At 69.0% G+C, this 23,198-nt stretch carries 22 protein-coding genes; 9 read left to right on the top strand and 13 right to left on the bottom strand.

The features are described 5' to 3' along the window. Positions 1-12: 12 nt before the first annotated feature. Positions 13-465 carry a universal stress protein gene (locus FK531_RS21600; protein WP_142103163.1) on the bottom strand — a complete coding sequence of 151 codons (453 nt, stop codon included), beginning with the start codon at positions 463-465 and terminating at the stop codon, positions 13-15. Positions 466-647: 182 nt separating this feature from the next. Between FK531_RS21600 and FK531_RS21595 the strand changes: the two genes are divergently transcribed. After that, positions 648-3,452: an alpha/beta fold hydrolase gene (locus FK531_RS21595; protein WP_142103161.1), complete on the top strand. Its 2,805-nt coding sequence runs from the start codon at positions 648-650 to the stop codon at positions 3,450-3,452. After that, positions 3,449-4,330: an ABC transporter permease gene (locus FK531_RS21590; RefSeq protein WP_142103159.1), complete on the top strand. Its 882-nt coding sequence runs from the start codon at positions 3,449-3,451 to the stop codon at positions 4,328-4,330. The genes FK531_RS21595 and FK531_RS21590 overlap by 4 nt, the downstream gene beginning before the upstream one ends. A 21-nt stretch (positions 4,331-4,351) precedes the next feature. On the opposite strand, the gene FK531_RS21585 is transcribed toward FK531_RS21590, so the two are convergent. Together FK531_RS21585 and uvrB are read right to left on the bottom strand one after the other, a co-directional pair. Beyond that, the gene (locus FK531_RS21585) at positions 4,352-5,218 is read right to left on the bottom strand and encodes an SCO6745 family protein (protein ID WP_142103157.1); all 867 of its coding nucleotides are present in this window, start codon (positions 5,216-5,218) and stop codon (positions 4,352-4,354) included. Between the two features lie 57 nt (positions 5,219-5,275). Beyond that, positions 5,276-7,438: an excinuclease ABC subunit UvrB gene (gene uvrB, locus FK531_RS21580; RefSeq protein WP_142103155.1), complete on the bottom strand. Its 2,163-nt coding sequence runs from the start codon at positions 7,436-7,438 to the stop codon at positions 5,276-5,278. A 79-nt stretch (positions 7,439-7,517) separates the two neighbouring features. Here uvrB and FK531_RS21575 point away from each other — a divergent pair, with 79 nt between their 5' ends. Next, positions 7,518-8,021 (top strand): ribonuclease FAU-1 family protein, encoded by a 504-nt coding sequence (locus FK531_RS21575; protein ID WP_142103153.1) that lies wholly within the window; start codon positions 7,518-7,520, stop codon positions 8,019-8,021. A gap of 14 nt (positions 8,022-8,035) precedes the next feature. Here the strand turns inward: FK531_RS21575 and coaE are convergent, their stop codons facing one another. After that, positions 8,036-9,253 (bottom strand): dephospho-CoA kinase, encoded by a 1,218-nt coding sequence (gene coaE, locus FK531_RS21570; protein WP_142103151.1) that lies wholly within the window; start codon positions 9,251-9,253, stop codon positions 8,036-8,038. A gap of 123 nt (positions 9,254-9,376) precedes the next feature. On the opposite strand from coaE, the gene FK531_RS21565 reads away from it, so the two are divergent. Both FK531_RS21565 and FK531_RS21560 read left to right on the top strand, forming a co-directional pair. Next, positions 9,377-9,595 (top strand): hypothetical protein, encoded by a 219-nt coding sequence (locus tag FK531_RS21565; RefSeq protein WP_142103149.1) that lies wholly within the window; start codon positions 9,377-9,379, stop codon positions 9,593-9,595. 107 nt (positions 9,596-9,702) lie between these two features. Next, positions 9,703-9,948, top strand: a complete 246-nt coding sequence (locus FK531_RS21560; RefSeq protein WP_142103147.1) for a hypothetical protein — start codon at positions 9,703-9,705, stop codon at positions 9,946-9,948. A gap of 91 nt (positions 9,949-10,039) precedes the next feature. Here the strand turns inward: FK531_RS21560 and rpsA are convergent, their stop codons facing one another. After that, positions 10,040-11,515: a 30S ribosomal protein S1 gene (rpsA, locus tag FK531_RS21555; RefSeq protein WP_142103145.1), complete on the bottom strand. Its 1,476-nt coding sequence runs from the start codon at positions 11,513-11,515 to the stop codon at positions 10,040-10,042. Between the two features lie 249 nt (positions 11,516-11,764). On the opposite strand from rpsA, the gene FK531_RS21550 reads away from it, so the two are divergent. After that, entirely contained in the window at positions 11,765-12,742 is a 978-nt protein-coding gene (locus FK531_RS21550; protein ID WP_142103143.1) for a VWA domain-containing protein, read from the top strand. Between the two features lie 42 nt (positions 12,743-12,784). Continuing rightward, positions 12,785-13,648, top strand: a complete 864-nt coding sequence (locus tag FK531_RS21545; protein ID WP_142103141.1) for a class I SAM-dependent methyltransferase — start codon at positions 12,785-12,787, stop codon at positions 13,646-13,648. An 81-nt stretch (positions 13,649-13,729) separates the two neighbouring features. Here the strand turns inward: FK531_RS21545 and FK531_RS22520 are convergent, their stop codons facing one another. The 6 genes from FK531_RS22520 to FK531_RS21520 all read right to left on the bottom strand — a co-directional run bounded on the left by FK531_RS22520 (position 13,730) and on the right by FK531_RS21520 (position 18,639). Continuing rightward, a complete protein-coding gene (locus tag FK531_RS22520; RefSeq protein WP_181763069.1) occupies positions 13,730-13,894 on the bottom strand; it encodes a type II toxin-antitoxin system antitoxin in 165 nt (54 codons plus the stop codon). 4 nt (positions 13,895-13,898) lie between these two features. Continuing rightward, positions 13,899-14,747 carry an SPFH domain-containing protein gene (locus FK531_RS21540; RefSeq protein ID WP_142103140.1) on the bottom strand — a complete coding sequence of 283 codons (849 nt, stop codon included), beginning with the start codon at positions 14,745-14,747 and terminating at the stop codon, positions 13,899-13,901. A gap of 94 nt (positions 14,748-14,841) precedes the next feature. After that, positions 14,842-15,594, bottom strand: a complete 753-nt coding sequence (locus FK531_RS21535) for an amino acid ABC transporter ATP-binding protein (protein WP_142103242.1) — start codon at positions 15,592-15,594, stop codon at positions 14,842-14,844. Between the two features lie 11 nt (positions 15,595-15,605). Continuing rightward, positions 15,606-16,568, bottom strand: a complete 963-nt coding sequence (locus FK531_RS21530; RefSeq protein WP_142103138.1) for an amino acid ABC transporter permease — start codon at positions 16,566-16,568, stop codon at positions 15,606-15,608. A gap of 30 nt (positions 16,569-16,598) precedes the next feature. Then, positions 16,599-17,489: an ABC transporter substrate-binding protein gene (locus FK531_RS21525; RefSeq protein ID WP_142103240.1), complete on the bottom strand. Its 891-nt coding sequence runs from the start codon at positions 17,487-17,489 to the stop codon at positions 16,599-16,601. A 58-nt stretch (positions 17,490-17,547) separates the two neighbouring features. Next, on the bottom strand, positions 17,548-18,639 hold the full coding sequence (locus FK531_RS21520) for an isocitrate/isopropylmalate dehydrogenase family protein (protein ID WP_142103238.1): 1,092 nt from the start codon (positions 18,637-18,639) through the stop codon (positions 17,548-17,550). 24 nt (positions 18,640-18,663) lie between these two features. Here FK531_RS21520 and FK531_RS21515 point away from each other — a divergent pair, with 24 nt between their 5' ends. After that, on the top strand, positions 18,664-19,176 hold the full coding sequence (locus FK531_RS21515) for a 2'-5' RNA ligase family protein (protein ID WP_142103136.1): 513 nt from the start codon (positions 18,664-18,666) through the stop codon (positions 19,174-19,176). 61 nt (positions 19,177-19,237) lie between these two features. Next, positions 19,238-19,603 carry a thioredoxin gene (gene trxA, locus FK531_RS21510; protein WP_142103134.1) on the top strand — a complete coding sequence of 122 codons (366 nt, stop codon included), beginning with the start codon at positions 19,238-19,240 and terminating at the stop codon, positions 19,601-19,603. A 21-nt stretch (positions 19,604-19,624) separates the two neighbouring features. Here trxA and FK531_RS21505 read toward each other — a convergent pair whose 3' ends face one another. Both FK531_RS21505 and polA read right to left on the bottom strand, forming a co-directional pair. Then, positions 19,625-20,398: a PIG-L family deacetylase gene (locus FK531_RS21505; protein WP_142103133.1), complete on the bottom strand. Its 774-nt coding sequence runs from the start codon at positions 20,396-20,398 to the stop codon at positions 19,625-19,627. A gap of 24 nt (positions 20,399-20,422) precedes the next feature. After that, positions 20,423-23,158, bottom strand: a complete 2,736-nt coding sequence (gene polA, locus FK531_RS21500) for a DNA polymerase I (protein ID WP_142103131.1) — start codon at positions 23,156-23,158, stop codon at positions 20,423-20,425. Between the last annotated feature and the right edge of the window lie 40 nt (positions 23,159-23,198).

The raw sequence follows: 23,198 nt of genomic DNA, 5'->3' as shown, positions 1-23,198 counted from the left end.
TTCTCGGTGACGTCAGCGAACGGTGTGCACGATCAGCACGTCGGAGGTCGACTTGCGGGCGGCGTCCGAGGGCACCGAGCCGAGCAGTCGACCGGTCAGGGTGTTCAGACCGCGGTTGCCGATCACCAGCAGGTCTGCCGAGACCTCGTCGATGAGGGTGAGCAGCGAGTCGACAGGGGCTCCGACCACCGCGCGCTCGACGATGTCCGTCGCGCCCGCTGCCTGGGCCCGCTCCCGCGCGGTCCGGAGGATCTCGAACGTCGGCGCGGAACCGGTGATCTGGTAGGCGTCTTCACGCAGGGTATCCTGCGCCGCCTCGATGTCCTTGGGGTCGGCCGGATAGTAGGCACAGGCGATGACGAGCTGCGCGCCTGCGTCGGACGCCAGCGTCGCAGCCTTGTCGACTGCCTTCAGCGACGAGTCCGAGCCATCGGTTCCAACGACGATGGTGCGGTAGGCACTCATTCATTCCTCCGGTATCTCGATCGCGCCCGCGGCGCGGTGGTGCGCGGGCCGTCCCCGATGCGCAGCGCCGATACAGCACGCTCCGACACCCGGCCGCTGCGATGACCCTAGCCGGATCGCCATCCGGTTAGTGGGAATTGCGGTACAACGCACATCCGCTGTGTCTCGCTACATTGGGTCTCATGCACCTTCGTCGGCCCCGCGGTATCACGTCGTGGATCGCCGTTGCCGCGGCGGTGATTCTCCTCGCGACGCTGGCCGTGGTGACGACCTCGAACCTTCGCAGCCCTCCCGCGGTGAGCGCGACCGACGTGCTGGTCACCCTGCCGGCCGGTCCGGGGCGTGCCGACGAGGTCAAAATCGATGCCCGGCTGTACCTTCCGGAGCACACACCCGCTCCCGCGGTACTGCTGGCGCACGGATTCGGCGGCAGCAAGGACTCGCTGTCCGACCAGGCCCGCGATCTCGCCGAGTCCGGGTTCGTCGTACTCACCTACAGCGCCCGCGGATTCGGCCGCAGCACCGGTCAGATCTCACTCGACGATCCCGATCGCGAGGTCGCGGATGCGCGCGGGCTCGTCGACTGGCTGGCCGCCAGAACGGACGTCCAGCAGGACGGTCCCGGGGACCCGCGGGTCGGGGTCGCGGGCGGAAGCTACGGCGGCGCACTGGCACTGATGCTCGCGGGCACCGACCCCCGGATCGACGCGGTCGCCGCCTCGATCACCTGGAACGATCTCGGCCAGGCCCTGTTCCCGAACTACGGCACGACGACGGCCCCGGACGCGGTGACCCCGGCCGCGGCCGGCTACGGCGGGCCGGGCGTCCTCAAACGCGGGTGGGCCGGAATCTTCTTCGGTGCAGGCGTTTCCGGTGCCTCCGAGAACGGGGACGCCACCGGGCCCACTGAGCCGGGACCGAACGCGGGCCCCTGCGGCCGGTTCGCGCCCGAGATCTGCCGGGCCTACGCCCCCGCTGCCGAAACCGGCAGACCCACACCGGAACTGCTCGCCCTGCTACGCGCGCACTCCCCCGCCGCCGTCGCCGACCACATCACCGCGCCGACCCTGCTCGTCCAGGGTCAGCAGGACACCCTCTTCGGTCTGGACCAGGCCGACGCGACTGCGCGTCAGATCGCCGCCAACGGAACCCCCGTCCAGGTCCGCTGGTTCGCCGGTGGACACGACGCCGGCGGCGAGTCCGACCGCAGTCGCGCCGCGGTCGCCGCGTTCCTGTCCGACCGCCTGCACGACGGAACCGGCGCCGCCACGTTCGACTTCTCACTGCCCGGCACCCCGACCGACCAGGGCCAGCCGTCGAACCGCCGGATGACCGCTGCCGACTACCCGGGACTGGTCGCGGCGGACGCGCCCACCCCACGGATCCCGGTCGGGCTGATCGGAGACCCGCAGACGGTGGTGCGACCGCCGGGGGCCTCACCCGCCGCCCTGTCCTCGATCCCCGGGCTCGGTTCGACGGTCGCGGGACTCGGCGGCGCCGCGGGTGGTGCGCTCGACCTGGCCGCCGACCCACCCGGGCAGTCCGCCCGGTTCTCCAGTGCGCCGCTGGAGAGGCCACTGACCCTGACCGGCACCAGTTCGGTACGGCTCGTGGTCTCCGCACTCGCCGCGCCCGGCGACGGCGTGCTGTTCGCCAAGCTCTACGACGTCAGCGCGCAGGGTCGACGCACCCTGACCGGCGGCGCGGTGTCCGCAATCCGCCTGCCGGACTCACCTGCGGGACAACCGATTCCACTGACCGTCACGCTGCCCGGAGTCGCCTTCCAGGTTTCCGAGAGCCACCACCTCGAGCTGGTGGTGACGGCTACCGACCAGGCGTACGCCAATCCGCTGACTCCCGCCCAGTTCTCGGTGGCACTCGCCGATCCCACCCTGTCCGTTCCCAGCGTTCCCGCCGAGACCACCAGCCGCGCTGTTCCGGTCGCGCCACTGGTCGGCATCGGCGCCATCGCCGCGGCACTCGCCGCTCTCGTCATCGTCACCACCGTGCGATCGCGACGACGCGTGGTCGCGCAAGTGGACCCGGACCTCGTCGACGTCCCGCTCGTCATCTCCGACCTGCGCAAGACCTACACGAACGGATTCCGGGCGGTCGACGGGGTGAGCTTCACCGTCCGGCGTGGCCAGGTGCTCGGACTGCTCGGCCCGAACGGGGCGGGCAAGACGACCACGCTACGAATGCTGATGGGGCTGATCACGCCGACCGCGGGCGAGATCCGGGTCTTCGGGCACACCGTGACCCCGGGAGCGCCGGTCCTCTCGCGTCTCGGTTCGTTCGTCGAGGGGTCGGGCCTGCTCCCGCACCTGAGTGGGATCGACAACCTGCGGCTGTACTGGGAGGCCACCGGCAGGCCCGCCGCGGAGGCCCGGATGGACGAGGCCCTCGAGATCGCCGACCTCGGCGACGCGGTGCACCGCAAGGTCCGCTCGTACAGCCAAGGCATGCGACAACGACTCGCGCTCGCTCAGGCCATGCTCGGCCTGCCCGACCTGATGGTGCTCGACGAACCGACCAACGGGCTCGACCCGCCGCAGATCCGCACCATGCGGGAGGTGCTCGTCAACTACGCACGCACCGGCCGGACCGTGCTCGTCTCGAGTCACCTGCTGGCCGAGGTCGAGCAGACCTGCACCGACGTGGTGGTCATGAACCACGGCCGGGTCATCGCGACGGGCACGGTCGAGGAGCTCACCTCATCCGAAGGCGCCACCGAGCTGCACGTCGACGACCCCGAGCACGCCGCGCGCGTGTTGGCGACCGTCGACGGGCTCGGGCCGGTGCAGGTCCAGGGCGACGAGAACCCGGCGGTACGAGTCGATCTCGGCGACCTCGACCCCTCCGTCCTGGTGCGGACCCTGGTCGAGGCAGGGATCGGTGTCCGGGGACTGTCGCGGTCGACGCGGCTCGAGGACGTGTTCCTTCGACTCGTGCACGTGTCGGACCATCGCGAACGGGAGACCTTGTGAGCACACGGGACGGGCAGGCACCGGAGCCGTACACGGACGGTCGGGCCGCGGGCTACCACGCGCGCCGGACGCTGCCGCTGCGCACCGAACTGGTTCGGCAGTTCAAGCGTCGACGCACCCACCTGGCGCTCGGCTTCCTCGCCGTGCTGCCGGTGATCCTGGCGGTGGCCTTCGCGATCGGCGGCGGGTCGGGATCGAGCTCGGGAACAATCGACCTGATCGACCTCGGCACCCGGGGCGGCGTGAACTTCACGGTGTTCAGCCTGTTCATGTCGGTCGGGTTCCTGCTGATCGTGGTGGTCGCCCTGTTCTTCGGCGACTCGGTGGCCAGCGAGGCCTCGTGGTCGTCCCTGCGGTACCTGCTGGCGATTCCGGTGCCGCGTAGCCGGTTGCTGCAGCAGAAGGCGATCGTCTCGGCGGTGCTGTCGGTGCTGGCCCTGCTGCTGCTGTTCGCGGTTGCGCTCGCGCTCGGCACGGCGCTGTACGGGACCGGTCCGCTGGTCACCCCGTTCGGCGACTCGCTCGGCTACGGCGAGGCGGTCGGACGGCTGGCGTTGGCACTGACCTACATCGCGGTGAACCTCACCTGGGTCGCGGGTCTGGCGATGCTGCTGTCGGTGCTCACCGACGCGCCGCTCGGCGCGGTCGGCGGGACGGTGATGGTGTCGATCCTGGTGCAGATCCTCGACCAGATCACCGCGCTCGGACACTGGCGCGACGTCCTGCCGGGCCACTTCTCGTTCGCGTGGACCCGTTTCCTGGCCCCCACCGTCGACTGGCACGACGTGGTGGTCGGCTCGTTCTCCGCGCTGGCCTGCGCGGCGGTGTTCGGGGTCTGTGCCTGGCAACGGTTCTCGGCGAAGGACATCACGAGCTGAGCGTCACCGGCCGACGGGGACTCACACCCGCACGCCCGGACCGAACATGTCTGCCGGAAAGGTGCCCTCCGCGACGATCCGTGCGCGTATCGCGGTCCCGACCTCCAGCAGTCGCGCGGCGCCGTCGGCGCCGAGGGCGGCCCAAGGAGCGAATGACAACTCGTCGGTGACGGCCTCGACGCGCTCCCTCAGCGCGAGACCGGCCGCGGTCAACTCCCCCGAACCGGCCAGCAGACCGCGGGTGGAGAGTCGGTCGCGCGCGTGCGCCCACTGCTCCTCGGACCAGCCGCGGCGCGTCCGCGCGAACTCCTCCTGGAAACCGGCACCGGTCGCCGTGTGCGAGACCAGCGCCTCGACGCCCGACAATCCGGCGGTCTGCAGCGCCGCGACGTGGCCGTCGCCGCGGTACTCACGCAGCAGGGTCAGCGCATGCCACAGCACCAGATGCGGCGCAGTGGGCCAGGACGTTTCGGCGTGCGCGGCGTAGAGGGGTCTGCCGTCCGCGGCGGGGATGGCCCGGGCGGCGGTCGCGGCCAACTCCGAGGCCTCCACGAGGTCGGCGGAGTCGAGGAGGTCGCGGCCGAGCAGCCGGCGCAGGGCCGCATCGACGCCCCGGTAGCGCGCGGCGACGATCTGCACCGGGGAAGCAAGTGACCAGGCGGCGGGGATGTACTTGGCGACCAGCTGCGGGTTGAAGTTGTAGAAGGTCGCGGCCACGACGGCGCCGGTCACCGCACCCATCGCCGCCGAACGCGCTGCGAAGTAACACATTCGGCCGGGATGCAGGCCCGCGACCACGAGGGCTTCGTTCGCCTCGGGCGCGAAGTAGGACATACCGTGGATGAGGTCGAGGGTGCGAGCGGCCTGACCGGCCGACTGGGCGTCCATGCCGCTCACAGTAGCCGTGGCAGGTGAACGACGCCTTTCCTGCAGCGAGACTCGGTGCTACTGCAGCCCGGCCGCGTCCATCCCGCGGAGTTCCTTCTTGAGGTCCTGGATCTCGTCGCGAAGTCGACCGGCCAGCTCGAACTGAAGCTCCCGTGCGGCGTTCATCATCTGGTCGGTGAGTTCCTTGACCAGATCGGCCAATTCGGCCCGTGGCATGGCCTTGACGTCACGGCCCTCGTACACGCCCGCGCTGACCGCACGGCCCGCCTCGCCCTGCGCCCGCCTGCCGCGGCTGGCGTTGCGGCCCGACCCGCCGATGTCCACCCCGGCTGCGGTGTCGTCGGCTTCCTCGTAGACCTGGTCGAGAATGTCGGCGATCTTCTTGCGCAGCGGCTGCGGATCGACGCCCCTCTCCTTGTTGTAGGCGATCTGCTTCTCACGGCGTCGGTCCGTCTCCTCGATCGCCTGGGCCATCGAGTCGGTGATCTTGTCCGCGTACATGTGCACCTGCCCGGACACGTTGCGGGCGGCGCGACCGATGGTCTGGATGAGGCTGGTCGAGCTGCGCAGGAAGCCTTCCTTGTCGGCATCGAGGATCGCGACCAGCGACACCTCGGGCAGGTCGAGGCCCTCGCGTAGCAGGTTGATGCCGACCAGCACGTCGTACTCGCCCAGGCGTAGTTGGCGCAGCAACTCCACCCGGCGGAGGGTGTCGATGTCCGAGTGCAGGTACCGGACCCGGATCCCGAGTTCGAGCAGGTAGTCGGTGAGGTCCTCGGCCATCTTCTTGGTCAGCGTGGTGACCAGCACGCGCTCGTCCTTCTCGGTGCGCTGCCGGATCTCGTGGACCAGGTCGTCGATCTGACCCTTCGTCGGCTTGACCACCACCTCCGGGTCCACCAGTCCGGTGGGGCGGATGACCTGTTCGACGAACTCGCCGCCGGCCTGGCCCAGCTCGTACTTGCCGGGCGTGGCGGACAGGTACACGGTCTGGCCGATGCGCTGGGTGAACTCCTCCCAGGTCAGTGGGCGGTTGTCGGTGGCAGAGGGCAGCCGGAACCCGTACTCGACGAGGTTGCGCTTGCGGGACATGTCGCCCTCGTACATGGCGCCGATCTGCGGGACCGTCACGTGCGACTCGTCGATGACGAGCAGGAAGTCCTCCGGGAAGTAGTCGATGAGGGTGGCCGGCGCAGTGCCGGCGCCGCGCCCGTCGATGTGCCGCGAGTAGTTCTCGATGCCGGAGCAGAAGCCGACCTGCTTGATCATCTCGATGTCGTAGTTGGTGCGCATCCGCAGCCGCTGCGCCTCGAGCAGCTTTCCGCGTCCCTCGAGGTCCGCGAGCCGCTCCTCGAGTTCCGCCTCGATGTCCTTGACGGCGCGCTCCATCCGCTCCGGTCCCGCGACGTAGTGGGTAGCGGGGAAGATGCGCACCGTATTCACCTGGCGCACCACCTCACCGGTCAGCGGGTGCAGGTAGTACAGGGCCTCGATCTCGTCGCCGAAGAACTCGATCCGGACGGCGAGTTCCTCGTAGGACGGGATGATCTCGACGGTGTCCCCGCGCACCCGGAAGGAGCCGCGGGTGAACGCCACGTCGTTGCGGTTGTACTGCACGTCGACGAGCAGTCGCAGCAGCCCGTCGCGCGGCACCTCCAGCCCGACGTCGAGCTGGATGGACCGGTCCAGGTAGGACTGCGGGGTACCGAGACCGTAGATGCACGAGACCGAGGCGACCACCACGACGTCCCGACGCGAGAGCAGGCTCGAGGTCGCCGAGTGCCGCAGCCGCTCGACGTCGTCGTTGATCGACGAGTCCTTCTCGATGTAGGTGTCCGTCTGGGCGATGTACGCCTCGGGCTGGTAGTAGTCGTAGTACGAGACGAAGTACTCGACCGCGTTGTTCGGCAGCATCTCGCGCAGCTCGTTCGCCAACTGGGCGGCAAGGGTCTTGTTCGGCGCCATCAGCAGTGTGGGTCGCTGCAGCTTCTCGATCAGCCACGCCGTGGTCGCCGACTTGCCGGTGCCGGTCGCACCGAGCAGTACGACGTCCTTCTCGTCGGCCCGGATGCGCCGCTCGAGCTCGGCGAGCGCTGCGGGCTGGTCACCCGCGGGCCGATGCTCGCTCACCACCTCGAAACGGGCCTCCGACCGCTCGATGTCTCCGACCGGCCGGAACTCGGACTGCGCCACCACGGGATGCTCGGATGCAAACGCCATGGCACCAGGGTAGGCCGCGGGTCCGACAGGTTCCCGGCGCAGCCGTGCCGGCCCCGCCCGACCGGTAGGTTCAGCAGCTATGGACGTGCACGCCCCGAAAGTCGAGGCCTTCAACCTCGTGGACCGGACCAACACCGATCCCAAGGGATTCGTCCGCCCGGTCGACCACTTCCGGGTGGAACCGTGGGGGCTCTACATGGCCCGGCCCGCCGACCATCCGCATTTCCACTACCTGGAGTCGTGGCTGCTGCCGTCGCTCGGCCTGCGGGCGTCGATCTTCCACTACCACCCGTTCCATGCCCGCGACCAGGACCGGTACGTCGACATCGGAGACTTCACCGCCGGCGAGCACGTGTGGCGCTCGGAGGACCACTACCTGGACCTGGTGGTGCGGACCGGGCGCGACACCCAACTGCTCGACGTCGACGAACTCATCGCCGCGCATTCCGCGGGCCATCTCGCCGCCGCCGCCGCCGAACGGGCCGTCCTCGTCGCGACGGCGGCCGTGGACGGCATTGCCGCGCACGGCCACGACCTCGACGCCTGGCTCGCCGAACGGGGCATGCCGATCAGCTGGCGCTGACCCGGGCGCCCGGGTCAAGCCGGCGACCAGCCGGTCTCCTGCGCCCACGCCGAAGCCCGCTGGTACGCGGCGTCGAACCACGGCGTCTTCGCGTCGACGTACGCCTCCGTTGCGGCCTCGACGTCCGGTTCGCCGGCCACCGACGCCGCAGCGCGACGCTTCACCTCGAGGTACTCGGCGGCCACCTGCGGGTCGGCGCGAAGCCAGTCACGGAACAGCAGGGCGAAACGCTGCCCGGGCCAGCCGTCCACCCGGAGATGGACGTTCACCGGCCTGCCGGGATCCGCGCCGGCATGAAACCGCTTGTCCCACAGCGCGAGGTCGGCTTCTCCGCCGATGCCGTACTCGGGCTTCGGGTCGTCGCGGGTGACCGACGCGACGCACGGGAACCCGGCGTCGGCCAGCGCGTCGGCCAGCGCGTCCGCGGCGGCAAGACTCGTCACCGTCACCTGCACGTCGAGGACGTCCTTCGCGTCGAGTCCGGGCACCGCGGTCGACCCGATGTGATCGATCCGCAGTGCGGCCTCGCCGCAGACAAGTTGGAGTCGGGCCACGAGCCTGCGTGCCTGCTCGGGCCACGTCGGATCCGCCGGCACCAGCACCGGGGCTGTCCGCACGACCGTCCCGGACTCGATGTTGTGCGCGTACCCGAGCAACCGTTCCCACAACGCCTTGACCGGTGCGTCCAGACTGCCCTGCGGGCCGCTGTTGTCGAGCCAGACGTCGGCCGCGGCGCGACGCTGATCGTCGTTGGCCTGGGCCGACATTCGGGCCCGTGCGTCCTCCTCGGGCATCCCGCGCAGCTCGACCAGTCGTCGCACACGTTCCTCGGCAGCGACGTAGACGACCACGACAAGATTGAACAGTGCACCCATTCGCCCCTCGACGAGAAGCGGGATATCCTGCAGCACAACCGAATCCGATGGCGCCGAGTCGACCAGCTCTGAGGTGCGCGCACCGATCAGCGGATGCACCACCGCGTTGAGCCTGCCCCGGGCCTCGTCGTCGCCGAATACGGTGGCCGCCAATGCCGGTCGGTCGAGCTGACCGTCCGGCTGGAGGATTCCCGTACCGAACTCGTCGACCAACGCGGCCAGGCCCGGCGTTCCGGGTTCGACGACCTCCCGCGCGATCAGGTCGGCGTCGACGACAACTGCCCCGAGATCGCCGAGGATCCGTGACACGGTGGACTTTCCCGCTCCAATGCCTCCGGTGAGGCCGATTCGCAACACGCGCTCCAGTCTGTCACCAAACACGCCGCAGCACACATGGCCTAAATACACCAGGTTTGAGCATTTCTCGGTTATCTTCTAGCGGACGCGCCAGGCCGCCCAAATCTCAGACGAAGGATCATCATGCGAAGCACTGTCAATTTCCCCGGTCGGCACCGTCTTGGCATGGTCGACGGGGTGCATTGCATCCTGATCCCGGAAGTGGCAGCGGCACTGCACGAGCACCACCGCAACTGGTTCACCCAGATGATCAGCCCGGCCCGGCACAGCTTCGCGACGATGCGCAAGCGCACCGCCGAGATGCAGGGCGCCTGGGGCGCGGGCGCGGTCGCCACGAGCTGATCCGCAGCGCCTGGTAACAATCCGGCTATCGACAGTGACCCCGCCCGAATCTCGGGCGGGGTCACTGTCGTCTGGCGAGCCGGCCGCCACGGTTCTACCGTGAGGACATGACTGTCACAGCGGACGATTTGCGAAAGCTCCTCGACAGCTCCGTCGACGCTCCGACGTTGGTGCTCGAGGAAGGCTCGATCAAGGTACTGGCGGGCGGCGATGCGTCTGAGCGCTCGTCCTGGGTCGTCACCACGCGCGACGACCTGCGGCAGGAACTTCCCGACGGCGACAATCCCACCGAGCACGACCTGGTGGAGAAGGCCGCGATGCTCGACGAACTGATATCCAGTCCGGGAGCGTGAACCGACACCAACCGTTCCGATGACAAAGAACCCCGGCCCTGCAGGTGCAGGACCGGGGTTCTTCTGTCGACCCGGCTAGCGGGTCGTCACGTCACGCGTTGCCGGACAGCTTCTCCCGCAGCGCAGCGAGCTGAGCATCGCTGGCCAGGGATCCGCTCGCCTCGGTCGACGAGGTGCTGGCGGACTCGCCACCCTCGGCGGAACCGGACTCCGAGGAGTAGCCGGCGGCAGCGTTGGCAGCCTCGGCGGCCTCGTCTGCGGCGGTCTTCTCCATCTGAGCGGTGTGCATCTTGTGGCGACGCTCGGCCTCGGCGTAGCGGCCTTCCCACTCTTCACGCTGCTTGTCGAAGCCCTCGAGCCATTCGTTGGTCTCGGGATCGAAGCCCTCGGGGAAGATGTAGTTGCCCTGCTCGTCGTACGAGTCGGCCATGCCGTACTTGGACGGGTCGAACTCGGCGTTGTAGTCCTCGTTCGCCTGCTTGAGCGAGAGCGAGATACGGCGACGCTCGAGGTCGATGTCGATGACCTTGACGAGCGCATCGTCGCCGACGCCGACAACCTGGTCCGGGACCTCCACGTGGCGCTCGGCCAGCTCGGAGATGTGGACGAGGCCTTCGATTCCCTCTTCGACGCGCACGAAGGCACCGAACGGAACCAGCTTGGTGACCTTGCCGGGCACGATCTGGCCGATGGCGTGCGTGCGGGCGAACTGACGCCACGGATCTTCCTGGGTCGCCTTCAGCGACAGGGAGACACGCTCGCGGTCCAGGTCGACGTCGAGGACCTCGACGGTGACCTCGTTGCCGACCTCGACAACCTCGGACGGGTGGTCGATGTGCTTCCAGGACAGCTCGGAGACGTGCACCAGGCCGTCGACGCCACCCAGGTCCACGAAGGCACCGAAGTTGACGATGGAGGACACGACGCCCTTGCGGACCTGGCCCTTCTGCAGCTGGTGCAGGAACTCGCTGCGGACCTCGGACTGGGTCTGCTCGAGCCATGCGCGACGCGACAGGACCACGTTGTTGCGGTTCTTGTCGAGCTCGATGATCTTGGCCTCGATCTCCTTGCCGACGTACGGCTGGAGGTCGCGGACGCGACGCATCTCGACGAGCGAGGCGGGGAGGAAGCCACGGAGGCCGATGTCGAGGATCAGGCCGCCCTTGACGACCTCGATGACGGTGCCCTTGACGGCCTCGTCCTTCTCCTTGAGCTCCTCGATGGTGCCCCAGGCGCGCTCGTACTGTGCGCGCTTCTTCGACAGGATCAGTCGACCTTCCTTGTCCTCCTTGGTGAGGACCAGGGCTTCGACCTCATCGCCCACGGAGACGACCTCGTTGGGGTCGACGTCGTGCTTGATGGAGAGCTCGCGGGAAGGGATGACACCTTCGGTCTTGTAACCGATGTCGAGCAGGACCTCGTCGCGGTCGACCTTGACGATGGTGCCTTCGACGATGTCGCCATCGTTGAAGTACTTGATCGTGGCGTCGATGGCGGCGAGGAAGTCCTCGGCAGAGCCGATGTCGTTGACGGCTACCTGCGGCGAGGTGGTGGTTGTGGAGGGCATTAGGTGAGTTGCTCCGGAGGGATAGATAGTCGGTTGATGGTGTTCTGTCGGACTCACGAACATCCCCGCGCCGCGCCGGATTCGATGCGGCATTGTGGACACTCGCGTGGATTAGGGTACGCGACCGGTAGTTAGCTGGGCAAACCCGGGCGGAAGCGCGGCGAGAACTCAGCGTCTCCTCAGCACCGAATCGGTACGGTCGAAGTGACTCATCTCATACAGGAGTGCCACGATGACAACCGAAACCGCGTGAGCGCGACCCAGTTCGCATCGCCGTGGTGGCTACTGCTGCTGCTCGCCCCTGTCGGGCTGCTCGTCGGCTACCTGGTCGTGCAACGGCTGCGCCGGCGCCACTTCCTGCGGTTCACCAACCTCGCACTGCTCGAGAAGGTGGCGCCGCGGCGCCGCAGCGCGTCCCGACACGTTCCGACCGCCCTGTTCCTGGCCGGAACCGTGCTCCTGATCGTCGCGCTGGCCGGCCCGACCGCCGCGCAACGGATCCCCCGCAACCGGGCCACCGTGATGCTGGTCATCGACGTGTCGCTGTCCATGAAGTCCACGGACGTCACGCCCTCGCGCATCGCGGCAGCGCAGGAGGCGGCCAAGGCGTTCGCGGACGACCTCACCCCGGGCATCAACCTCGGACTGGAGGCCTTCGCGGGAACCGCTTCGGTGCTGGTGTCGCCGACCCGCGACCGGACCGCGGTCAAGGCCGCGATCGACCACCTGCAACTCGCCGAACGCACCGCCACCGGGGAGGCGATCTTCACCGCCCTCCAGGCGATCGACGCGTTCGGCGCAGTGGTCAGCGGCGAGGGCGCCCCACCCGCGCGGATCGTCGTCGAGTCGGACGGCAAGGAGACCGTGCCGGAGGACCTCGACGACCGCCGCGGCGCATTCACCGCGGCGCGCCAGGCGAAGGACAAGGGTGTGCCGGTGTCGACGATTTCCTTCGGGACCACCACCGGGACGGTCACGATCGAGAATCAGCAGATCCCGGTCCCCGTCGACGACGCCTCGCTCGCCGAGATCGCCCGACTCTCGGGCGGCTCGTCGTTCACCGCGACCAGTGGCACGGAACTACGCAAGAGCTACCAGAGCCTGCAGGAACAGATCGGCTACGAGACCACCCGCTCCGACGCGAGCCGGCCGTGGCTGGTCGCCGGCACACTGACGCTGATCGTCTCGGCCGGAGCGGCGCTGGTGCTCACCCGCAGGCTGCCCTGACCCGCGGCCGCCGGACGAGACCGGACGGTGGATGATCCCTGCATGACGCAACCCCCCACTCCCGATGATCGCCACGCCGCGGCCAACGCAGCCCTCGGTACCGCGGGCGTGAGCCGCACCCGGGTCGGCTCCGCCGACAGCGAGCGGGCGAGCCGGGCCTGGTGGGACGCCGACGCCGACGACTACCACCGCACCCACGGGGAGTTCCTCGGCGTGGCGTCCGCCGGCGGCGAATTCGTCTGGTGCCCCGAGGGTCTGCACGAGGGCGACGTGCACCTGCTCGGCGACGTCGCGGGCAAGGACATCCTCGAGGTCGGGTGTGGGTCCGCACCGTGCGCACGCTGGCTCGCCGGGCAGGGCGCCCGCGCGGTCGGGCTCGACCTCTCGCGCGGGATGCTGACCCGCGGCGTCGACGCGATGGCAGCCGGCGGGCCGAAGGTGCCGCTGGTGCAGGCGGGCGCGGAGGCCCTGCCGTTCGCCGACGAGTCGTTCGACATCGCGTGCTCGGCGTTCGGCGCAGTCCCGTTCGTCGCCGACTCCGCGTTGGTGATGCGGGAGGTCGCGCGGGTGCTGCGTCCTGGTGGTCGGTGGGTGTTCTCGGTCAATCACCCGGTGCGCTGGATCTTCCCGGACGACCCGGGGCCCAAGGGACTCACCGCGACGATCCCGTACTTCGACCGGACGCCCTACGTCGAGGTGGACGACGACGGGACGCCGACGTACGTCGAGCATCACCGCACCATCGGCGACCGGGTCCGCGAGATCGTCGCCGCCGGACTGGAACTGCGCGACATCGTCGAACCCGACTGGCCGGAGTGGCTCGATCGCGAGTGGGGCCAGTGGAGTCCGTTGCGGGGCCAACTGTTCCCCGGAACCGCGATCTTCGTCTGCCACAAGCCCTCCTGACGTCCCCCACCCGCCGGCGTGAACGGACCGTTCGGGTTCGTGGTGAACCCGAACGGTCCGCTCACGCCCGCGGAGGTGGAGTCAATCGTGGGGGGAGCGCGGCGGACGGCCCGCGGCGTCGAGCGCCCGCCGCAGCGCGTACTCGAGTTGCGCGTTCACGCTGCGCAGGTCGTCGGCCGCCCACTTCGCGATCGCGTCGTAGACGGCCGGATCCAGCCGCAACAGCACCTTCTTGCGTTCGACCATGGGTCTACGAGTACAGCGAGCCCGCGTTGACGATCGGCTGCGTCGCCTTGTCCCCGCAAAGCACGACCAGCAGGTTGGACACCATGTTGGCCTTGCGCTCCTCGTCGAGCTCGACGACGCCCTGCTCCCCCAGCCGGTCCAGCGCGAGCCCGACCATGCCGACTGCGCCCTCGACGATCATGGTGCGGGCGGCGACCACCTGGGCGGCCTGCTGGCGCACCAGCATCGCCTGCGCGATCTCCGGTGCATAGGCCAGGTGGGTGATCCGGGCCTCGATCACCTCCACGCCCGCGAGGTCGGTCCGCTCGCGAAGTTCCGCTGTCAGCTCGGCCGCCACCTCCGCGCCGTCCCGCAGGCTGGTGCGGTCGTCCTGATGGGAGTCGTAGGGGTGAGTGGTCGCGAGGTGCCGCACCGCCGCCTCCGACTGGATGGCGACGTACTCCTCGTAGTCGTCGACGGCGAAGGTTGCCTTGCCACTGTCGACGACCTTGTAGACGACCACCGCGGCGATCTCGACGGGGTTGCCCGCTGCGTCGTTCACCTTGAGCTTGGCGGTCTCGAAGTTGCGTACCCGCAACGTGACTCGACGTCTGGTGGTCAGCGGGATCACCCACTGGAAGCCGGCGTCGTCGACGGATCCGACGTATCGGCCGAAGAACTGGACCACCTTGGCCTCGTTCGGGTTGATCACCGTGAACCCGGTGATCCCGACGACCACGACAACCGCCAGCACGACCCCCACCGCGACACCTGCGCCGCTGCCCGTCGCGGCCAGTGCTGCGGCGCCCGCCGCCAGCACCACCAGCGCCAGCAGTACCCCGAATCCGTTCAGCCGAAATGCCCGATGCTCCATGTCTGCCCCTCGATCGCTATCAAAGTGATATCACTACGATACCACCCCAGAGGCGGATCAGGCAGCGGCGGACAGGTGGAGGTGCGTGCAAGCGTCAGAGCAGCCTGGACAGGAACGCCTTGGTCCGGTCCTGCTGCGGATTCGCCAACATCTCCCGCGGCTCACCCGACTCGACGACCACGCCGCCGTCCATGAACACCAACTGGTCCGCGACCTCGCGGGCGAAGCCCATCTCGTGGGTCACCACGACCATCGTCATGCCCTCCTTGGCGAGGGTTTTCATGACCCCGAGCACCTCCCCCACCAGTTCGGGGTCGAGTGCGGAGGTCGGCTCGTCGAAGAGCATCAGCTTGGGGTCCATCGCCAGCGCCCGCGCGATCGCGACGCGCTGCTGCTGCCCGCCGGACAGTTGGGCCGGATACGCGTCGATCTTCTCGCTGAGCCCCACCTGGTCCAGGAGGTCGCGCGCCCGGACCACCGCGTCCTTCTTGCGCACCTTCTTGACCTGGGTGGGCGCCTCGATGATGTTCTCCAACGCGGTCCTGTGGGGGAACAGGTTGAAGTGCTGGAACACCATGCCGATGTCGCGGCGCTGCCGGGCCGCGACGCGGGGGCGCAGCTCGTATAGTTTGTCGCCTCGCTCCTCGTAGCCGACGAGGTCACCGTCGACGTAGAGCCGACCGGCGCTGACCTGCTCGAGGTGGTTGATGCACCGCAGGAACGTCGACTTTCCCGATCCCGACGGCCCGACCATGCAGAGCACCTGACCACGCTCGATCTCCAGCGATACCCCGTTGAGCACCTTGAGCGCCCCGAAGCTCTTGCAGACGCGGTCTGCCTTCACCATCGGCGTCGTCGTCACAGCGGACCTCCCGCGTCGGGTGCGGCCGCCGGCGGCACCGGTTTGTGCTGCGCATCGGCGAGCGCCTGCAACTGTCGCGCGGTGAGGACCCGGGACAGTCCCTTCGAGTAGTGCCGCTCGAGGTAGAACTGCCCGACCATCAGCACACTCGTGATCGCCAGGTACCAGGTCGCGGCGACCAGCAGCAGTGGGATCGGCTGGAAGTTGGCGCCGGAGATGTCCCGAGTCCGGCCGTAGAGTTCGCCGGTGTACGGCACGGCGAGCACCAACGAGGTGGTCTTGAGCATGCTGATCAGCTCGTTGCCGGTCGGCGGGATGATCACCCGCATCGCCTGCGGCAGTACGGTCCGGCGCATCGTCTGCGCCCAGGACATGCCGAGCGCGGTCGACGCCTCAGTCTGCCCCTCACCGACGGAACCGACTCCCGCGCGGACGATCTCGGCCATGTACGCGGCCTCGTTGAGGCCCAGCCCGATCACGGCGAACAGGAATGCCGCCTGCAGGTCCTTCAGGTCGAAGTGCGCGAACTGCGGACCGAACGGGATCCCGAGCGCCACGGTCTTGTAGATCGACGGGAACAGTCCCCAGAACACCAGCTGCACGTACACCGGCGTGCCGCGAAAGACCCACAGGTACACCCACGCCGCGGTGCGGAGCACCGGATTCGGCGACAACCGCATCACCGCCAGCATCACACCGAGTACCACCGCGATGACCATCGCGAGGACGGTCAGCGTGATGGTGCGCCAGGCACCCTCCGTGATTCGCGCGTCGAAAAGGTACCGGCCGTACACGTCCCAGCCGAAGGCCTCGTTGGTGGCGGCGCCGTAGACGAACAGCGCGACCAGGACCACGACCACGACGGCGGCGATCCACCGCCCGGGCCGGCGCAGCGGCACCGCCCGAATCGGTTCCGGCTCGTCCGCACGTTCGGCTTCGCGTGCCGTGTCCTGCGTCATCGCCCTCCGCCTTCCTGCCGTGACCGAAAGTCAGCTCGTCGCACTGTTGATCTGCGCGGTGGTGACCGTGCCGGTCCCCACACCCCAGTTGTCGGCGATCTGCTGGTAGGCGCCGGTGTCGATCAGGTGCTGCAGGGACTGCTGCAGCACGGGCGCCAACGGGGAGCCCTTCTTCACGGGCCAGCCGTACGGCGCCGAGTCGAACTGCGGGCCCGCGTTCTCGAGCCGGCCGTTGCTGCGTTTGATCGCGTACGCGGTGACCGGGGAGTCCGCCGACATCGCATCGATCCGGCCGAGGATCAGCGCGTTGGACACGTCGTCCTGGCTGTCGTACTTGATCTTCGCGATCGGGTCCTTCCCTGCCGCGACGCAGGCGTCGCTCTTGGCGGGGACCTCGTCGATGTCCTCGGTGGTGGTCGTCTGCACTCCGACCCGCAGCCCGCAGGCGTCGTTCGGGTCGACCGGCTCACCGGCGCGCTGCGCCCACTGGATGCCGGCCTGGTAGTAGTCGACGAAGTCCACCGTCTTCTGCCGTTCGAGGGTGTCCGTGAACGAGGACATCCCCACGTCGTAGGTGCCGGCCTGCACCGCGGGGATGATCTTGTCGAAGTCCGCCTGGTTGAACTCGGCCCGCAGACCCATCACCGCGGCGACCGCATCCATCAGGTCGACGTCGAACCCGACGATGTTCCCGGATTCGTCCTTGAACTCGTTGGGCGCGTACGGGACGTTCACCCCGATCTTCAACCGGCCGCTCGCCGCGACCGCCGGCGGCACCTGCGCGGCGATCTCCTCGACCCGGTCCACGTGCACGGTCGCCGGGGGCACCAGGCCCTCACTGTTGTGGACGCACCCGGTCACGGCGAGAACAACGGCCGCCAGCACACCGAAATATCGGGCGCGCCGCGGGAATCGACGCACCGACGGGGTGACTCCAGCCGGCGTGGACCGCACCCTTCGCAGCGTACTGGCAGCGCGGTCACCACCGCAGGATTCGCGCCCCCACGGTTTCGGTGAACTCCGCGGTGGACGCGAGACCGCCGAGGTCCGCGGTCGCGACGCCGGCCTCGAGCGTGTGCACTATCGCACCGCGAATCCGCTCCGCGGCCGATCCGAGCTCGTCCGATTCCCGCCGACCGGACAGCCAGTCGAGCAGCATCGCGGCGGAGAGCATCAGCGCGGTCGGGTTCGCCCGGTTGCGGCCCGCGATGTCCGGGGCGGCGCCGTGCGCCGCTTGCGCCATCGCCTGGGTCTGCGAGGCGTTGATCGACGGCGCGATGCCGAGCGAACCGGACAGCTCGCCCGCGAGGTCGGAGAGGATGTCGCCGAACATGTTCTCCGTGACCACGACGTCGAACTCGGCACCGCGCCGGACCAGGTGTGCGGCCATGGCGTCCACGTGCTCGGTGCGCACCTCCACCCCGGGGTACTGCGCGCCGACCTCGAGGCACACGTCACGGAAGAGCCCGGTGGTCAGCGACAGCACATTCGCCTTGTGCACCACCGTCACTCGACGACGGCGCCGCGACGCCAGATCGAACGCGGCGTGCGCGATGCGTTCGCACGCCCGCCGAGTGAACACCGCGACCGCCAGTGCCACGTCGGGCGTCGGCATGAATTCGCCACTACCCGTGTGCATGTTGCGGTCGGCGTAGAAGCCTTCGGTGTTCTCCCGGACGATCACCAGGTCCATCCCCGGGACCGTGGCGCGCACACCGGCGAAGGCGCGGGCCGGCCGGATGTTCGCGAACAGGTCGAACCGTTTGCGAATCGTGCCGCCCGGCGTCAGTTGTCCGCGGAACGCGGCCGGATAGGCGGCGCTGTCGTGCGGGCCCAGGACCCAGCCATCGAGGTCGCCGAGCGCATCCAGGGTCTGGTCCGGGATCGGGGAACCGTGCGCGGCGATCGCGTCGAGACCGACGGGGAGGTCGACCCACTCGATCGGCGGCGCACCGACCGCGGACATCGCGGTGTCCACGATGCGCTGCGTGGCGGGCACGATCTCGTGCCCGATCCCGTCGCCGACCAGCAGGCCCAACCGGGCGGACTCGGGTGTTGTTGCGCGCGGCAGGTTCACCCGACCATCATTGCTCAGATGGTCCAGTCCGTGGAACTGCTGCTCGACTCCGACCTCGACGCCGCGGTACGCCGGGAGTGGCGGCGACTGTCCGACGCCAAGCTGCCGAGCCAGGACATCGTGCGCAAGTCGACGAACCGGCCGCACGTCACGCTCGCGGTCGCCCAGCACATCGAGCCGGAAACCGAACTACTGCTTCAGCAGGAACTGCTCGCCCCGAAGCTCCACCTGTCACTGGGCGGGCTGGTTGTCTTCGGTGGGCACCGGAAGACGCTGGCGTACCTGGTCATTCCCACGTCGGGTCTGCTCTCGTTGCAGCGGACCGTCTTTCGACTGCTGCACACCAGTCCGGGCATCCCCGCACACATTCATCCCGGGGACTGGACGCCGCACATCACGCTGGCCAGGCGGGTGTTCCCCGACGAGGTCGGTCCCGCGATAAACCTGCTGAACCCGCGGGAACGCTCGGGGGCCGCCAGCGGGATCCGGCGCTGGGACAGCGACGCGAAGCGGGAGTGGCTGATCGCGTGAGGGAAGATTTCCCGTGGTCGCGCTGTTGAATCGCAGCACAAGGCCCAACGAGAGGATTCGCATGGCTACCCAGACCCTGACCCAGCAGAACTTCGACGACATCGTCGGCGGCAACGACGTGGTGCTCGTCGACTTCTGGGCGTCGTGGTGCGGACCGTGCCGCGCCTTCGCACCCACCTTCGAGGCGTCCTCCGAACAGCACACCGACGTGGTGCACGCCAAGGTCGACACCGAGGCGGAGCAGGGGCTCGCGGCCGCCGCGAACATCCGCTCGATCCCGACCATCATGGCGTTCCGCGAGGGCATCCTCGTGTTCTCGCAGCCCGGGGCACTCCCCCCGGCCGCGCTCGAGGACCTCGTCACCCAGGTCAAGGCCCTGGACATGGACAAGGTCCGCGAGCAGGTCGCGGCGCAGCAGGAAGCCTGACGGGGCGCCTCTGTTCGAACGCTAGAGCGGCAGCGCGGTCTCCAGTGATGCGGGGGCCGCGCCGCGCCGACGGAACCACTCCAGCCCGAAGGCGGCCGCCAGCATCTCCTCGGGCATCTCCAGGAACGGCCCGAAGTCGCCGACCTGCGTGGCGTGCGCGCGCATCGCGGCCCGCTTGGCCGCGATCTGACCGCTCACGTCCACCGCGGTGGTGATCTCCGACTCGGGCAGGCCGAGGGTGTCGACGTCCGGCGGCTGCGCCTCATCGGTCCACGCCGGGTTCGCCGCGATCAGCCGCTTCATGTGGTCGCGGTTCACGGCCGCCTCGTACACGTGCGGCACGCCGGCGAGCTCCGCCGCCCGCACGCCGACCCGGTGCACCTGCACGTGATCCGGGTGCCCGTAGCCGCCGTTGGAGTCGTAGATTGTCACCACGTCCGCGGACTCCTCGGCGAGGATCTCGGCGAGCCGCTTGGCCGCGAGGTCCACGTCCACGTTGCAGAACGCGTCGGGATTGTCGTTGTCCGGCGTCCCGGCCATACCGGAGTCCGGGTAGTGCAACATGACCACTCGATGCGCACCGAGCGCACTCGTCGACTCCTCGAGCTCGCGCCGACGCCGCTGCGCCAACGACTCGCCGGGATCGAGCAGCCCCTCCGGAACCTCGCCCAGCGCGCCGTCCGTCGCGGTGACCACCACGACGCGGTGGCCGGCATCGGACGCCTGCCGCATCACCCCGCCGGTGGTGAACACCTCGTCGTCGGGATGCGCGTGGAAACACACCAGAACACTCATGCCAGCGATGCTTCCACAGTGCCGTCAGTGAGCTGCACTGTCCCAGCTTCGTCCGGTGCCCACCGACACGTCCAGCGGGACCGACAACTCGATGGCGCCAGCCATCTTCTCCCGGACCAGCGCCTCCACCGCGTCACGCTCCTCGGCGACCACCTCGAGCACCAGTTCGTCGTGGACCTGCAGCAGCATCCGCGAGCGCAGGCCCGACCCGGCCAACGCGTTCTGCACGTCGATCATCGCGACCTTGATGATGTCCGCGGCCGTGCCCTGGATCGGCGCGTTGAGGGCGGCCCGCTCGGCCACCTCGCGGCGCTGGCGGTTGTCGGAGTTCAGGTCGGGCAGGTAACGCCGCCGGCCGAACAGCGTCGAGGTGTAGCCGTCCTTGCGGGCCTGCTCGACCACCTCGCGCAGGTAGTCGCGGACGCCGCCGAAGCGGGCGAAGTAGGCGTCCATCTGCCCCTTCGCCTCCTCTGTGGAGATCTTCAGCTGAGCGGCGAGACCAAATGCGCTGAGCCCGTATGCCAGTCCGTACGACATCGCCTTGACCCGGCGCCGCAGTTCCGCCGTGACCTCCTCGATCGGCACCCCGAACGCGCGGGAGCCGACGAAGCTGTGCAGGTCCTCGCCGGTGTTGAAGGCCTCGATCAGGCCCTCGTCCCGGGACAGGTGCGCCATGATCCGCATCTCGATCTGGCTGTAGTCGGCCGTCATCAGGAAGTCGAAGCCCGCGCCGACGACGAAGCCGTCGCGAATCTCCCGGCCCGCGTCGGTGCGCACCGGAATGTTCTGCAGGTTCGGCTCGGTCGAGGACAGCCGGCCGGTGGCCGCGACCGTCTGGTTGAAGGTGGTGTGGATCCGGCCGTCGTCGGCCACGGACTTGAGCAGTCCGTCCACGGTGACCTTGAGTCGGGTGGCGTCACGGTGCGCGAGCAAATGCTCGAGGAAGGGATGCTGCGTCTTCTCGAACAGCGACTCGAGCGCGGCCGCGTCGGTGGTGTACCCGGTCTTGGTCTTCTTCGTCTTCGGCATGCCGAGGTCGTCGAAGAGCACCACCTGCAACTGCTTGGGCGAGCCCAGGTTGATCTGCTTGCCGATCACCTCGTACGCCGCGTCGGCGGCGTCACCGATCTGCTCGGCGAACCGGGACTGCAGGTCGTGCAGGTGCGCGGTGTCCACGGCGATGCCGGTGGCCTCGACGTCGGCGAGCACCGCGAGCAGCGGCAACTCCATCTCGGTGAGCAGTCGCTCCGATTCGATGGCCGCGAGTTCGGTGTCGAGCGCCGCCGCGAGGTCGAGCACGGCGCGGGCGCGCAGGATCTCGCCCTCGGCGGCGGCCGCGTCGGCCTGGTCCTCCTCGTCGAGTAGCGAGAGCTGCGCCTCGCCGGTGTCCTCCACGCGCAGTTCCCGCTTGAGGTAGCGCAGCGACAGGTCGTCGAGGTTGAAGCTGCGCTGTCCGGGCCGCACCAGGTAGGCCGCGAGCGCGGTGTCGCTGGTCAACCCGCCGAGCGTCCAGCCGCGCCCACGGAGGGCGTGCACTGCGGCCTTCGCCTCGTGCAACGCCTTGGGCGCCGCCTCGTCGGCGAGCCACTCGCCGAGCGCCTTCTCGTCCTCCGGCGTCACGGTCGACGTGATGACGTAGCCGCCCTCGCCGTCGGCCGCGGCGATCGCGATCGCGGTCACGTCCCCGCCGTACGGGGTGCCCACGCCGACCACCGACAGTCCGCTGCGGCGGCCGTCGCGGGCGTGGTCGGCGAGCCAGGACGCCACCGCGCCGGGCTCGAGCGCCCCACCGCGCACCTCGAAGCCCTCCTCTGCCTCCGGCTCGGCCGAGGCGAGGGTGTCGAACAGCCGGTCGCGCAGGACCCGGAACTCGAGGTCGTCGAAGAGGCTGTGGATCTTGTCGCGGTCCCACGGCGCGAGCGCCAGCTGGTCGGGGGTGTAGGGCAGCGGCACGTCCCGCACCATCTCGGTGAGCTGGCGGTTGAGCACCACCGACGACAGGTTCGCCCGCAGCGAGTCGCCGACCTTGCCGCGGACCTCGTCGACGTGGTCCACGAGATCGTTCAGCGAGCCGTACTCGCGGATCCACTTGGCGGCGGTCTTCTCCCCCACCCCGGGGATGCCGGGCAGGTTGTCGCTCGGGTCACCGCGCAGCGCCGCGTAGTCCGGGTACTGGCGCGGGGTGAGACCGTACTTCTCCTCGACCGCCTCCGGGGTGAACCGGGTCAGGTCGGAGACGCCCTTCTTCGGGTACAGCACGGTGACGTCGGGGGTGACCAGCTGCAACGAGTCCCGGTCGCCCGTGCACACCAGGACCCGGTAGCCGAGCTCGCCGGCCTGGGTGGTGAGCGTGGCGATGATGTCGTCGGCCTCGAACCCGGCCTCGGCCATCACCGGGATGCCCATCGCGCCGAGCACCTCCTTGGTGATCTCGACCTGCCCCTTGAACTCGTCCGGGGTCTTCGCGCGGTTCGCCTTGTACTCGGGGAACGCCTCCGCACGGAAGGTCTGCCGGGAGACGTCGAAGGCGGCCGCCACGTGCGTGGGCTGCTCGTCGCGCAGCAGGTTGATCAGCATCGAGGTGAACCCGTACACAGCGTTCGTGGTCTGACCGCTGTGCGTCTTGAAGTTCTCGGCGGGCAGCGCGAAGAACGCGCGATAGGCCAGCGAGTGCCCGTCGAGCAGCAGCAGCGTCGGCTTCTCGGTGGAGGCGTCGGCGGCGGTGCGGGATGCGGGGCGCTGATCGGTTGCTGGGCTCACCGCAGTGAGTCTAGGGAGCGACACCGACACAATGACAACA

Source organism: Rhodococcus spelaei (assembly GCF_006704125.1).
GTDB classification, from domain to species: Bacteria; Actinomycetota; Actinomycetes; order Mycobacteriales; family Mycobacteriaceae; genus Rhodococcus_G; species Rhodococcus_G spelaei.
Note: the sequence above shows the minus strand (reverse complement) of the source record. Positions and strands in the feature narration are given on the sequence as shown.

Bases quoted from the DNA above. Each gene is read 5' to 3' on its own strand.
- FK531_RS21535 (WP_142103242.1), bottom strand. From the start codon at position 15,594: ATGGTGAAGGCAGACCGCGTCTGCAAGAGCTTCGGGGCGCTCAAGGTG.
- FK531_RS21595 (WP_142103161.1), top strand. From the start codon at position 648: ATGCACCTTCGTCGGCCCCGCGGTATCACGTCGTGGATCGCCGTTGCC.
- trxA (WP_142103134.1), top strand. From the start codon at position 19,238: ATGGCTACCCAGACCCTGACCCAGCAGAACTTCGACGACATCGTCGGC.
- FK531_RS21565 (WP_142103149.1), top strand. From the start codon at position 9,377: ATGCGAAGCACTGTCAATTTCCCCGGTCGGCACCGTCTTGGCATGGTC.
- FK531_RS21575 (WP_142103153.1), top strand. From the start codon at position 7,518: ATGGACGTGCACGCCCCGAAAGTCGAGGCCTTCAACCTCGTGGACCGG.
- uvrB (WP_142103155.1), bottom strand. From the start codon at position 7,438: ATGGCGTTTGCATCCGAGCATCCCGTGGTGGCGCAGTCCGAGTTCCGG.
- FK531_RS21560 (WP_142103147.1), top strand. From the start codon at position 9,703: ATGACTGTCACAGCGGACGATTTGCGAAAGCTCCTCGACAGCTCCGTC.
- rpsA (WP_142103145.1), bottom strand. From the start codon at position 11,515: ATGCCCTCCACAACCACCACCTCGCCGCAGGTAGCCGTCAACGACATC.
- FK531_RS21530 (WP_142103138.1), bottom strand. From the start codon at position 16,568: ATGACGCAGGACACGGCACGCGAAGCCGAACGTGCGGACGAGCCGGAA.
- FK531_RS21585 (WP_142103157.1), bottom strand. From the start codon at position 5,218: ATGGACGCCCAGTCGGCCGGTCAGGCCGCTCGCACCCTCGACCTCATC.
- FK531_RS22520 (WP_181763069.1), bottom strand. From the start codon at position 13,894: ATGGTCGAACGCAAGAAGGTGCTGTTGCGGCTGGATCCGGCCGTCTAC.
- FK531_RS21540 (WP_142103140.1), bottom strand. From the start codon at position 14,747: ATGGAGCATCGGGCATTTCGGCTGAACGGATTCGGGGTACTGCTGGCG.
- FK531_RS21545 (WP_142103141.1), top strand. From the start codon at position 12,785: ATGACGCAACCCCCCACTCCCGATGATCGCCACGCCGCGGCCAACGCA.
- FK531_RS21600 (WP_142103163.1), bottom strand. From the start codon at position 465: ATGAGTGCCTACCGCACCATCGTCGTTGGAACCGATGGCTCGGACTCG.
- FK531_RS21505 (WP_142103133.1), bottom strand. From the start codon at position 20,398: ATGAGTGTTCTGGTGTGTTTCCACGCGCATCCCGACGACGAGGTGTTC.
- FK531_RS21515 (WP_142103136.1), top strand. From the start codon at position 18,664: ATGGTCCAGTCCGTGGAACTGCTGCTCGACTCCGACCTCGACGCCGCG.